Source organism: Streptomyces sp. NPDC020801, assembly GCF_044334385.1.
Classification (GTDB): Bacteria; Actinomycetota; Actinomycetes; order Streptomycetales; family Streptomycetaceae; genus Streptomyces.
In genome coordinates, this window is sequence record NZ_JBIRST010000009.1 from 137339 (window position 1) to 149944 (window position 12606).

Consider the following 12606-nt stretch of genomic DNA (forward strand, 5'->3'; position numbering starts at 1 on the left):
GGACAGGCCCTGCAGCTCTGCAGGGCCTGTCGCTGCCGCTGTGACGGGGCCTACAGGGTGCAAGGGTGCAGAGGGGCCTATCGCTGCTGCCGCTGTGAGCGCCACACCAGGAACAGCGCCGACAGTACGGCCGCGGCACGGACCACCCAGGGCCAGGTCTGGGTGATCGCCTCGTTCATATGGCCCTGGGTGATGGGGGCGCCCCAGCGGTCGTTGGTCCGCCCCCACAGCCAGAAGGCGCCCGCGGCCAGGGCCAGGCCCGGCATGCCCATGACGGCCCACTTGGACTCGGTCGGGGTCAGCCGGCGGGACGCGTACGCGATGAGCCAGCCGAGCAGCAGTGCGAACCAGTTGCCGAGCACCGCGCCCACGACCAGCAGTCCGGCGGCGAGCAGGAGCAGCGGGTTGGTCCAGCGTCCTGGGCGCAGGGGCAGGGCGAGCCGCCGGCGCGGCGTGGGCGCCTCGGCCGCTTCCGGGGCCGCCTCGACGGCCGGGACCGCCTCGGCTGCCGGGTCCGGCGCGGGCTCCGGAAGCCGCACGGGGTTCTTCGGGGGCGGGGGCTTGAGCAGGTCGGGGATCTCGACACCGCCCACGAAGCCGGGCACGTCGTCGCCGATTCCGAAGGGGCTCCCGTCGGTGCGCCACCAGTCGGGGCGGGTCGCGGCGCCGCCGAGTTCGTCGGCGGTCGCCAGGTGCGGCGGGACGGCGGTGCCGGAGGACGGCGGGGGTGCCGCGGGCTGGGCGGGGCGCGGCCGCGGCACGACCCTGCGCAGGCCCTTGGGCCGCTCCTCCTCCGCCTCGCGCTGCACCGGCACGACCGGGGACGGCGCCCGCGCACCTGCGTCACCGGTGCCGCCCGCGGCCGCGACGACCTCGTCGGGGCTGCCGAGCCGATCGAGGATGCGGCGGACCGCGGCCGGACTGTCGACTGCGGCCTTGGCGCGCCGCCGGTCGATCTCGTTGCGCAGCTCCGAGACCAGGCGCATCCGGGTGGCCGAGGACAGCTGCCGCTGATGAGCGACGTCCCCGACGCGGCTCAAGTACTCGTAGACGACCTGGTCGCTCTCGATCCCCACGGAACCCCTCCGGGGCGGCTGGCCGGAAACCCCGTGGGAACGAAGGTACCGCGTGGCGCAGGGCGTCGTGGCCGCCCGCGGTCGTGCCGCCCACACGGCGGACGGGGGCCCCGTCGTCGCACCCACCCGCTACCGTGGGTCGGATGAGCAGCGATGAGAACCCGGCGGCAGCCCCCCGCTCGCTCGCCGAAGCGCTTCGCGCGCGCGACGACGCGTCCCTGGGCGCGCTCCTGCGCAGCCGTCCCGATCTCATCACCCCGGTCCCGACCGACCTCACGCAGCTCGCCACCCGCGCCGGGACCCGCGCCTCGGTGGTCCGCGCCCTGGAGCGGCTGGACCGGTTCGCCCTGCAGACGGCGGAGGCGCTGGCGGTGGCCGGCGACCCGGCGGCATACGAGGAGCTGCTCGGGCTGACGGCCGGCGACGCCGGGGATCCCGCGGTCGCCGCCGCGCTGCCCCGCGCCCTGCGCACCCTGCGCGAACAGGCCCTGGTCTGGGGCGGCGACGACCGGCTGCGCCTGGTGCGCACGGCCCGCGAACTGCTCGCCCCGTCGCCGCAGCACCCCTCCCCCACAGGGCTCGGCCCGACCGTGCGGGAAGCGACCTCGGGCATGTCGCCGGGGCGGATCCAGGAGATCGTGACCACGGCCGGGCTGACCTCGACCCATGACTCCGTCTCCGCGGTCGGCTCGCTGACCGCCCTGTTCACCGACCGCGAGCGGATGGCCGCGCTGCTCGCCGACGCCCCCGCCGACTCCCTCGACGTGCTCGGCCGCCTGGTGTGGGGCCCGCCCTACGGCCAGGTCACCCCCGACCCGGCGCCCCGGCTGCGCTGGCTGCTCGACCGGGGTCTGCTGCTGCCGACGGCACCCGGCACCGTCGTACTCCCCCGCGAGGTGGCCCTGCACCTGCGCGAGGGCCGCGCCCACCGCGTGCCCGAGCCGGTGCCGCCCGCCGTCGAGGCGGCCGCGGCACACCGCCCGCAGATGGTGGACGCGACGGCGGCCGGACAGGCGTACGCCGCGCTGGCCACCGTCGAGGAGCTGCTGAAGGAGTGGGACGAGGGCGGGCCGGGCGTGATGCGCGCGGGCGGTCTGAGCGTGCGGGACCTCAAGCGCACCGCCGTCGCCCTCGACGTGCCGGAGCCGGTGGCCGCCTTCTGGGTCGAGCTCGCCCACGCGGCCGGGCTGCTGGCCTCCGACGGCGAGGCGGACGAGCGGTACGCGGCGACCCCGGCCTACGACGAGTGGCTGGAGCGGCCCGCCGCCCAGCGCTGGGTGCACCTGGCCGAGGCATGGCTGGCCGCGACCCGGACGCCGGGGCTGGTCGGCGGGCGGGACGCGAAGGAGCGCGCGCTCTCCGCGCTCGGCCCGGGGCTGGACCGCTCGGCCGCGCCGGAGGTACGGCACCGGGTGCTGACCCTGTTGGCCGCGCTGCCGGAGGGCGCCGCGCCGGCCGCCGAGTCGGTGCTGGCCCGGCTGCGCTGGGAGCGCCCGCTGCGCGGGCCCCAGCAGGCCCCCACGGAGGACGACCTGCGTGACCGGCTCGCCCGGTGGACGCTGTCCGAGGCGGAGCTGCTCGGCGTCACCGGGCGCGGGGCGCTGTCCGCGCACGGGCGGGCGCTGCTCGGTGGGCCGCCGCCCGCGAGGCCAGCCGTGGAGATCCCCGCGGAGGCGGCCGAGCACCATGCCGGGCGCGAGTCCGCGCCCGGCCGCGCGCCCGGGTCCGCGGGGCCGGGGGACAAGCTGCCCGTCCACAAGCACCATCGGCCCACGCCGGATCGTCCGGAAGCCACCGGAGCGAAGGCGGCGGCCCCCGCCGCGACCGCGGCGGCCCCCGCTCCGGGGCGTGATCCGGCGGCCCCCCGGGAACGCCTCTCCCCCGCCGAACAGGCCGGCGCCTCCGCCGCGGCCGCCCGCGTCCTCGCCCCGCTGCTGCCCGAGCCCCTGGACCACGTCCTGCTCCAGGCGGACCTGACGGCTGTGGCGCCCGGCCCGCTGCGACGACCGCTGGCCGACATGTTGGGCGTGCTCGCGGACGTGGAGTCCAAGGGCGGCGCGACCGTCTACCGGTTCACCCCGGCCTCCGTGCGCCGCGCCCTGGACGCCGGCCGGGGCGCCGCCGACCTGCACGCCTTCCTCACCGAGCACTCCCGTACCCCGGTGCCGCAGCCGCTGGCGTACCTGATCGACGACGTGGCCCGGCGGCACGGGCACCTGCGGGTCGGCGCCGCCTCGGCATATGTGCGCTGCGACGACGACGCGCTGCTGAACGAGATCCTCGCCGACAAGCGCTCCGCCGGCCTGCGCCTGCGCCGCCTCGCGCCGACCGTGCTGGCCACGCAGGCCGACCCGGCCACGCTCCTTGAGGGCCTGCGCTCGATGGGCTACGCCCCGGCCGCCGAGTCCGCGGAGGGCGACGTCCTGATCGCGCGCGCCGACTCCCGCCGCACCCCGCCGCGCACCGCCCCCGAACCGGTCCCGGACGGCCCGCCGGCCCCCGATGCCACGCTGCTGTCGGCCGCGATCCGCGCGATCCGGGCGGGCGACCTGGCCTCCACCGCCCCGCGCAAACCGACCGCGGCCCCGGTGACGGGCGGTGAGCTGCCCCGCACCAGCTCCGCCGAGACCCTCGCCACCATGCAGGCCGCCGTCCTGACCGGCGAGGCGCTGTGGATCGGCTACGTCAACGCCGAGGGTGCCGCCAGCCAGCGCGTCATCGCGCCGATCCGCGTCGAGGGCGGCTTCGTGACGGCCTACGACCACACCGCGGACGAGGTCCGCACCTATCCGCTGCACCGGGTCACCGGGGTCGCCGAGCTCGCGGACGACCAGCAGTGACCGTCCGGACGGTCCAGCCGTGATCACCCGCCGGTAGGGCACACTGGACGTTTGGCCGGGCGATGTCGTGAGCCGGCCCGCCACGGCTTGAGGCAGCTTCAGTGCAGAAAGGCAGCCGCGCGTGAATGGTCCGCTGATCGTCCATACGATCAGGCGTGATGCACACACTAAGGGATAGGTCCGAGCTGTGGAGCGGTTTGCCTGGTCAGTGGGGTTCCGTCTGCTGTCGTTGCCGTCAGGGTTGCCGTCGGAGTCAGTTGTGATGGGCCAGCCTGACCGCGGAGACAAGCAGGATCACGGCCAGCAGGGGCATGAGGACCACGTCCGGGAACAGGCCGACCAGTAGCCCGCCCAGGAGGGCGCCAGCGATCGAGCCTGCGGCCATGACGGCGGTGAAGCGGATGTTGGCGCCGAGTACGGCGAAGCTGCCGTCGCGGCTGTAGCGGGCGAAGGCGACCAGCATGGTGGGCAGGGAGACCAGCAGGGAGAGGCTTCCGGCAGTCTTGATGTCCTCACCGAACAGCAGCACGATCGTCGGGATCAGCAGCTCACCGCCAGCGACGCCCATGATCGCGGCGACGACCCCGATGCCGAACCCGGCCACGACGCCAGCAGGGATCTGAGCCCAGAGCGGTAGTGCCAGGGTGTCCAGGGTGGTGGCGTGGGTGACCACGAGGGCGGCGGCCATGAGGACCATCAGCGCGGCCAGCACCTTGTAGAGGGTGGCTGAACGCATGCGTACCGCCCAACTCGCTCCGGCCCAGGCACCGAGGACGCTGCCGGCTAGCAGGTTGACCGTGACGGGCCAGCGTGACGCGACCTCGGCGGCCGGCACCGCTGCGAGGCGGGCGGGCAGTGCGACTATGACCACGACCAGGCTCATCGCCTTGTTCAGGATGACGGCTGAGAGCGCAGCGAACCCGAAGAGGCTGATCAGCATTGGCAGGCGGAACTCCGCGCCGCCCAAGCCGATCATGCCGCCCAGAACGCCGATGGCTGCTCCCGCACCGAACACCATGGGTGCTGAGTGCGTCGAGCGGAGGGAAGCGAGGTTCTGGTCAGAAGTCACGACGGGCATCCTCGCTGGTGGCTGCCCCTGTCGGCTACGGCACGACCTCACATTCGGCGGAATCCACCGGGTGTCCGCTCAGGGTTCGTCCAGACCTCTGAGCATCGGCGTCCACGCCCGGCCCCATCGATTCACTCGGTACGTGGTCCCAGGGGCTGCTGAATGTGTTGGCAAGCACTTCCTGACCCGTAGCTCTGCACACGAGTCGCGCGGCCTCGGTACCGTCAAGGGTAGAAGCCCGATGGATGGAGCACGATGCCTCGCCGCATGCAGGACCGCCGGCGCCTCACCTACAGGGGGGCGCGCTGATGCTGGAAGAAGCCGAAGAGATCGGCCGTCGCGCACGTCGCGCACGGCTCCGCCTCGGCATGACGCAAGCCGACCTCGCTGCCGCCCTGGGCAAGACACAGGGCTGGGTGTCCAAGATGGAACGCGGGCACATCGAACTCGACCGCGTCGGCCTGCTCAACCTGCTCGCCTCGGAACTGCACGTACACCCGAACGACCTGATCGGGCGTCCGTACAACAGCACTACCCCGGCCGAGAATCAGTGGCAGGTGTCTGCCGCCGCGATCATGCGGGAGCTGCGCCGTTACGACCTCGCTCCCGTCTTCGACGGAACCCCCCGCCCAGCCGGTCAGCTGTGGCAGGAAACCACCCGCCTGCATCGCCTCCGCGACGCTGCCGCGAACGTGGCGATCGTGCAGGTGCTCCCCGACCTGTTCCGCGAGGCGCGCGCCCTGGCCGAAGTCGCCACGGGCCACGAGCAGGAAGAGGCGTACGCCATCTACGCGGTGTGCTGCAAGTTCGCGCACACCGCCGCGCACGCCCTTGGACACCCGGAACTGGTCGCCATGGCATGCGAACGGGCCGCATGGTCGGCGCGGCTGTCCGGCGACCCGGTGATGCCTGCCGTCGCCGACTGGATGCGCGTGTGGGACATGTGGGCCACCGCGGATTGGGACGACTCTGTTGCCCTGTCTGACAAGGCGATTCGCAGCGTGCAGCGGGAGTACGACCGTGGTGAGCCGTTGGCCGTGCGGGCATGGGGGTCACTGCAACTGCGCGCGGCAGTCTCGGCGGCGCGGGGTGGTCGTAAGGCCGAAGCGAAGGATCGGATCAAGCATGCCCGGAGCGCGGCCAAGCGGATGGCTGAGGCCGCCGACCCTCCGATCTACGACCGCCACAGTCTGACTTTCTCGGCTGGCAACGTGCAGATCCACGCGATCAGCGTCGCACTGGAGATGCACGAGCAACGTGAGGCGCTGTCGATAAACCGGCGCACGAGCAAGGAGTTGATCGCGTCTCTTCCCAACTCCCGCCAGGGGCACCACCACATGGACCTTGCCCGTGCGTGGCTGTGGGACGGGAACCGCGACAAGGCGCTGAAGGAACTGGAGAAGGCGGAGGTCATCGCCCCCCAGCTCGTCCGGAACCATCCCATCGCCCGGTCAACCCTGCGCAGCATCGTGTACGCCGAGCGGGCGAGCAGTCGTGAGAAGCTGCGTCGCATGTCAGGCCGCTTCCACCTCGACGGGTAGGGGCCGTATTCCTGCGATTCATATTGGGCCCCGATCATCCACCTAGCTTCGGGGCATGGCCGATCGAACCTCACAGCAACTCCCCACGTCCCAGAGCGCTTTGAGCGCCGGCAGCCCCTTCCATCCCCGCCTCGGCGACCTTGCCATCGATCTGGCCAAGGCGGGAACGATCGGGGTCGTCGTCGCCCTGCCAAGCGACAGCTCGGCGTCTTACCAACTCCGTCCGCCTGGCGGAGGCGTGGACTGGCGCGCAAGGTCCGACGGAAGCACCCTCCGCCCCGTGCCGGTTCCGGTCACGCACGTCACGCCCGTGAAGCGCGACGCCGTGTACGACCCGCGTGCGCAGCAAGCCGCTATGGCGGTGACCGTCCACTACGAGGACGGCGGCGTCTGCGAGTCGATGCTCGTCCTCACCCCTGCGCAAGTCGAGCTGTACTACAACCAGCTCGGCCGCATGATCAAGGCGAGGGAATCGGCTCAGGATCGTCGGCGGTGAGCACGGCCGTGCTGAAGCTCGCCCCACCGACCTCTGCACGTGCCTTCGTGCGACCTGCCGTCGCATTCCGGTGTGAGGCCACTGCCGGTGACCTCAGCGGCTCCCGCGAGGTCCTGCTCGCCACCACCTATCGCGGCCGTTCCCCACGCCTCGCGGCACGGTGGCTGAGAGCGTCCGCGCATCGTTTCGCGCGGCTACTGTCTCCGGACGTCGGGGCCCTGGGCCTCCGCGACGCGCCGCTCATCCCTGCCGGCCCCGAAGTCCCGCGCCCCGATGTCGAGTTACGGGCGTGGGCGGACAGCGATCCGGCGTACGAGCAAGCCCTTCGAGCCCTCGCCGCAGGCCGCGTCTTCGTGTTCACCGTGACGGACTACGACGCTCGGTACTGCCTCCGCGTGTACCCGCTGCCGACTCGCCGGCCTCGTCTTCCGCAGCATCCTGCCCTGGCCGGGGGGCTACCCCACCCCTCGGTGAGGGCGGGCCGTCACCGACGTCCCCGCGGGCGTCGTCCGACCCGATGACTCCCGCCCCCGCGTCTTTTCCGGTTTCCCCCGGCGCGGGGGCGGGTCCACCACGCAATCGCAGGTGAACCGCTGAACGTACACCCGCCGCTCTGCGGCGCTGCCCTGCCCATCTACCGAGGGGAAGACGCGGTGACCATCTATCCCGTATCGCCGAACACCGTGCTCGCCAACGCGCTGACGAATGCTGAGGACCTGCTGAGGCCGCACATCGCCCAGGTGGCTCCGGAGCGCATCGTGTTCGTGATGGGAACGCAGATCAACGGAGCACCGCACGTCGGCACGTCGCTGGTTCAGTCACTCACGTTCGCCACGGCGGCCCGGATCCGGGACAGGTTCGGCGTACCGGCTGAAGTCCAGTTCGGCGCACTCGACAACGCCCCGTACGCCATCGTGACCGACAAGGAGACCGGTCACCGATACCAGCGGGCCTACGTGCACGCCCTGGGCGAGGTGGGCATCGCTGACCAGATCGACAAGCTGTACCGCCCGCTGTTCACCGCGCTGTCCGAGCGCCTGGACGTGCCGTACTCCGTCGAGACCTACAGCCAGCAGCAGGCGGGCGAGCACTTCCGCCGTACCTGGCTGCTCCTGCTGCCCCGCCTGGACGCCGCACGCTGGCACCTGTCTCCGTCGTCCGGCGTGCCACACGTTCGTGTTCCCTGCCCGCGCCCTGGCTGCGGGTGGGCCGAGAAGTACGCCGAACGCACCCACGTCCGTGACGACGGTTTCGAGCGGGCAACCATCTCGGCTGTGTGCCTGCACCACGGCGAATACGACGTCGTCATTGAACCCTTGAGCGATGCATACCTCGACCTCGCCACGCTGTACCGGAACCTCGTCAAGGAACTGGCGGTCGTTGGAGCGCGAGGCACGCTGTACGTCATGGTCAAGGGCAGCGACTGGATGCCCGGCTGTCTTCTCGTCGACGGCGCCCTACAGGCCGTGGGCCTCACTCGCGGACAGATGACCGCCCGGCTCTTCTGCCCCCAGGTCGTCACGGACACGGGCGCGAAGCTGTCCAAGTCCCTCATCCGCGAGGGACGCGCGCCCTTGCCCGACGGTGCGGCCCCGTGGATGCTCGACACCCGCGAGTGGCCTGGCTCGTTGGGAGAGTACGTCGATCGCCTTCTCGGTCTGACCGACGTGCTACTCGCCGACCCCCGCCATTTCTTCCGCTCGTACTCGGCCGGTGAACTCGGCCGGCTCATGTCCGCTGCAACAACCAGGAGCGTTCCCGCCCCATGACGGAGACTGCCGCCGCGCGCGTCCGTGAACTGAACCTCTACCGCCGTTACTTCGACCTGGTCGCCGCTGGTCAGAAGACGATCGAGGTGCGGGTGAAGTACCCCCACCTCGAAGACCTGGCCGCTGGAGACGTCATCCGCTTCCGCATCAAGGGCACCGAAGAGACGTGTGACGTCCTGGTGAAGCGGGTCACGGAGTACAAGTCGTTCGAGGAACTGCTTGACGGAGAGGGCCCGGCGAACGTCAACCCGGCCTCCCCCCGCGAGCAGCAGCTCGCCAACATCCGCGATATCTACCCGGCGGAGAAGGAAGCGCTCGGCGCGCTCGCCATCGAAATCGAGCTGCCGCCCCAGTAGCCCGCCGCACGGTCCCCGCTCCCCCGAGGGGACTGCTTGCGGCTTCCTGGCGTCCGCCGCTCGTGCCCGTGCTGCGGGCGGCGGACGCCCACAAGAAGATGTGCCACTGCGTGTGTCCGGTGACGTTGGCGTCAGCCCTGGTTGTCAGCCGCCTCGGTCTCCTGTCCGCTCTCCTTCGCCGCTGCCGCCCGCCGCATGTGCCCCTCCTCGCCGAAGTACACCGACAGACGCGACGTGTCCAGCTTCTTGCCGCCACGCCGCGCGGGTGCCACCTCCACGTAGCCGCCCGCGTTCAACAGCAGATCTCGCTTACCGGCCACGTCCGAGCGCTTCCACTGCTCGGCGTGCGTCTCTCCGGTCGGCTCCGCCTTCACACCGCCCGGCTTCGCCGTTCGCTGCCTCTCCTTCAGGGTTGCCAGTCGCTCTTCCAGCTTGGCGTACTGCTCCGCGTACCGGATCGCTCCGTCGTCGCCCCTGAACAGGCCCCGGTCGTAGCGATCCTTTTGCAGGTCGGCCAACGCTTCCTCGGCCTGCCTGATCTGCGGGCGGAAGTCCTCTCCCACCTCCTGGACCATCCGCATCACGGAAAGGTGGCCGTACTTCGCGAGGAACTGCTCGGTGACGTGCTCCTCGGTGGTCACCCCGGCCACGGTCGGCCCGTAGCACTTCACGCCCGCCTTCTCCTCCCCCTTGGCCGCCCGCTGGCGGTACTTCAGCGGGCCGATGCACCGGTACCGAAGCTGACCGTTGCGCCCGCTGAAGGTGTACATGCGCTCGCCGCAGACTCCGCAGTGCATGATGCCGCGCAGCAGCGACGTCCCCTCCCGGCGCTTCTCACCGGGGTTGGCACGGCGCTCCAACTCGTCCTGGAGCGTCTGCCAGGTGTCCGTGTCGAGGATCGGCGGCCGGTTGACCAGCGGCAGGCCGTCCGTCCGCAGGATCGGCTTTCCGTCCTCGATGACCTGGCCGAGCAACTGGGGGTTGCCCAGCAAGCTCCGCAGCGTCGTCGTGTACCACTGCTTGGAGTCGCTGCGCTTGCCCGAGGTCTGGCGTGAGGAGTGGCCGGGCGACGGGACGCCCTCCTTGTTGAGGTCGTTGATGATCTGCATGAGCGAGTCCTTGGTCAGAACCCGCTCCACGATCCTCTTGATCGTCTTGGCCTCTTCCTCGTTGACCGCGAGGACCTTGCCCGCCCCGTTGGGGTTGGGGACGACCATGTACCCGTACGGGACCCGACCGCCGGTGTAGCGGCCCTCGCGGCGCAGGTGCTCGTGCGCGCTGGACACCCGCATGCCGATGGTGTCGGACTCCAGCTCAGCGAAGACCGCGATCACCTTCGCCATGGCCCGGCCCATGGACGACGTGAGGTCGAGCGGCTCTGTCGCCGACGCGAGCGCAACGCTCTGGTGCTCGGCGAGTCGCATGATCTCCGCGAAGTCGACCGTCGAGCGCGCAAGCCGGTCGATCTTGAAGAACACGATCACGTCCAGCTCGGCGAGCCTGGTCAGGATGCGTTGCAGTCCCGGCCGGTCGAGCCCGCGTGAGAAGCCCGAGACATCGATGTCTTCCTCGGCGGCCACGACCTCCCAGCCGCGTGCCTCGCACAGCGCTTCACAGGCCGCGCGCTGACGTTCCGGCGAAGTCGTCTCGTCGGTTTCGCGCGATAGGCGAACATAGATAGCGGCGCGCATCCCCGGCGCGCTGGCCGGGACGCCCTTCCGGCGTCGGGCACGGGGCATAGCCCGTGCTGTGACAGGCGTTGGTTCTGTCATGAGACGACCTTATCTCCGGAGGTATGTGTGTCCTGCCTAATCGTCCAGTCCGACAAGACCCTGCTCCTCGAGGTCGACCACGAGCAGGCCGATGACTGCCGTCGCGCCATCGCGCCGTTCGCCGAGCTGGAACGGGCGCCCGAGCACATCCACACCTACCGGGTCACCCCGCTCGGCCTGTGGAACGCGCGTGCCGCCGGGCACGACGCCGAGCAGGTCGTGGACGCGCTGGTGCAGTACAGCCGCTACCCCGTGCCGCACGCGCTGCTCGTCGACATCGCCGAGACGATGGACCGCTACGGCCGGCTGACCCTGAGCAAGCACCCGGCGCACGGGCTGGTCCTGACCACCACCGACCGGCCGGTTCTGGAGGAGGTGCTGAAGTCCAAGCGGATCGCTCCGCTGGTCGGTGCCCGCATCGATGCGGACTCCGTGGCCGTGCACCCCTCCGAGCGCGGGCAGATCAAGCAGGTGCTGCTGAAGCTGGGCTGGCCGGCCGAGGACCTGGCGGGCTACGTCGACGGCGAGGCGCATCCGATCGAGCTGCACGAGGACGGCTGGGCGCTGCGCCCGTATCAGAAGCAGGCCGTGGAGAACTTCTGGCACGGCGGCAGCGGGGTCGTCGTACTGCCCTGTGGGGCAGGCAAGACGCTGGTCGGCGCCGGTTCGATGGCGCAGGCGAAGTCCACGACCCTGATCCTGGTCACGAACACCGTCTCCGCCCGCCAGTGGAAGCACGAGCTGGTGAAGCGGACCTCGCTGACCGAGGACGAGGTCGGCGAGTACAGCGGGACCAGGAAGGAGATCCGGCCGGTCACCATCGCGACGTACCAAGTTCTCACCACCAAACGCAAGGGCGTCTACCCGCACCTGGAGCTGTTCGACTCCCGGGACTGGGGGCTGATCGTCTACGACGAGGTGCACCTGTTGCCGGCACCCGTCTTCAAGTTCACGGCCGACCTGCAGGCGCGGCGGCGGCTGGGGCTGACCGCGACCCTCGTCCGGGAGGACGGCCGCGAGTCGGACGTGTTCTCCCTGATCGGCCCGAAGCGGTTCGACGCGCCCTGGAAGGAGATCGAGGCGCAGGGCTACATCGCGCCCGCCGACTGCGTCGAGGTCCGGGTGAACCTCACGGACTCCGAGCGGCTGGCGTACGCGACCGCCGAGACGGAGGAGAAGTACCGCTTCTGCGCGACCACCGCGACCAAGCGGAAGGTCACCGAGGCGATCGTCCGCCGCTTCGCCGGGCAGCAGATCCTGGTGATCGGCCAGTACATCGACCAACTCGACGAGCTGGGCGAGCACTTGAACGCTCCCGTGATCAAGGGGGAGACGTCCAACGCCCAGCGTGAGAAGCTCTTCGACGCCTTCCGCGAGGGCGAGATCAGCGTGCTGGTGGTGTCGAAGGTCGCCAACTTCTCCATCGACCTGCCGGAGGCCACCGTCGCCGTCCAGGTCTCGGGCACCTTCGGCTCCCGCCAGGAGGAGGCGCAGCGGCTGGGACGGGTGCTGCGCCCGAAGGCCGACGGCCACCAGGCCCATTTCTACTCGGTGGTCGCCCGCGACACGATCGACCAGGACTTCGCCGCCCACCGCCAGCGCTTCCTGGCCGAACAGGGCTACGCCTACCGCATCATGGACGCCGACGAGCTCCTGGCGGAGGATGCCTGACGAGCCGCTGGGCGGG

General features: G+C 71.1%; 9 protein-coding genes. 6 read left to right on the forward strand and 3 right to left on the reverse strand.

Annotated elements, in window-relative coordinates; genetic code table 11:
* Positions 1 to 77: 77 nt before the first annotated feature.
* On the reverse strand, positions 78 to 1076 hold the full coding sequence (locus ACH4UM_RS20345) for a hypothetical protein (protein ID WP_398180938.1): 999 nt from the start codon (positions 1074 to 1076) through the stop codon (positions 78 to 80).
* A 143-nt stretch (positions 1077 to 1219) separates the two neighbouring features.
* On the opposite strand from ACH4UM_RS20345, the gene ACH4UM_RS20350 reads away from it, so the two are divergent.
* Positions 1220 to 3916, forward strand: a complete 2697-nt coding sequence (locus ACH4UM_RS20350; protein WP_398180940.1) for a helicase-associated domain-containing protein — start codon at positions 1220 to 1222, stop codon at positions 3914 to 3916.
* Between the two features lie 253 nt (positions 3917 to 4169).
* Here ACH4UM_RS20350 and ACH4UM_RS20355 read toward each other — a convergent pair whose 3' ends face one another.
* Complete coding sequence (locus ACH4UM_RS20355; RefSeq protein ID WP_398180942.1) at positions 4170 to 4985, reverse strand: sulfite exporter TauE/SafE family protein; 816 nt, start codon at positions 4983 to 4985, stop codon at positions 4170 to 4172.
* A gap of 308 nt (positions 4986 to 5293) precedes the next feature.
* Here ACH4UM_RS20355 and ACH4UM_RS20360 point away from each other — a divergent pair, with 308 nt between their 5' ends.
* From ACH4UM_RS20360 to ACH4UM_RS20375, 4 genes are all read left to right on the forward strand, one after another.
* On the forward strand, positions 5294 to 6526 hold the full coding sequence (locus tag ACH4UM_RS20360) for a helix-turn-helix domain-containing protein (RefSeq protein ID WP_398180945.1): 1233 nt from the start codon (positions 5294 to 5296) through the stop codon (positions 6524 to 6526).
* A 55-nt stretch (positions 6527 to 6581) separates the two neighbouring features.
* Entirely contained in the window at positions 6582 to 7022 is a 441-nt protein-coding gene (locus ACH4UM_RS20365; protein ID WP_398180947.1) for a hypothetical protein, read from the forward strand.
* A gap of 653 nt (positions 7023 to 7675) precedes the next feature.
* The gene (locus ACH4UM_RS20370; RefSeq protein WP_398180950.1) at positions 7676 to 8791 is read left to right on the forward strand and encodes a hypothetical protein; all 1116 of its coding nucleotides are present in this window, start codon (positions 7676 to 7678) and stop codon (positions 8789 to 8791) included.
* Complete coding sequence (locus ACH4UM_RS20375; protein WP_398180953.1) at positions 8788 to 9147, forward strand: ASCH domain-containing protein; 360 nt, start codon at positions 8788 to 8790, stop codon at positions 9145 to 9147. Before ACH4UM_RS20370 ends, ACH4UM_RS20375 begins: the two co-directional genes overlap by 4 nt.
* Before the next feature lie 131 nt (positions 9148 to 9278).
* On the opposite strand, the gene ACH4UM_RS20380 is transcribed toward ACH4UM_RS20375, so the two are convergent.
* Positions 9279 to 10919, reverse strand: coding sequence for a recombinase family protein (locus ACH4UM_RS20380; RefSeq protein ID WP_398180956.1), 1641 nt, complete (start codon positions 10917 to 10919; stop codon positions 9279 to 9281).
* 27 nt (positions 10920 to 10946) lie between these two features.
* On the opposite strand from ACH4UM_RS20380, the gene ACH4UM_RS20385 reads away from it, so the two are divergent.
* Positions 10947 to 12590, forward strand: a complete 1644-nt coding sequence (locus ACH4UM_RS20385) for a DNA repair helicase XPB (protein ID WP_398180959.1) — start codon at positions 10947 to 10949, stop codon at positions 12588 to 12590.
* Positions 12591 to 12606 lie beyond the last annotated feature (16 nt).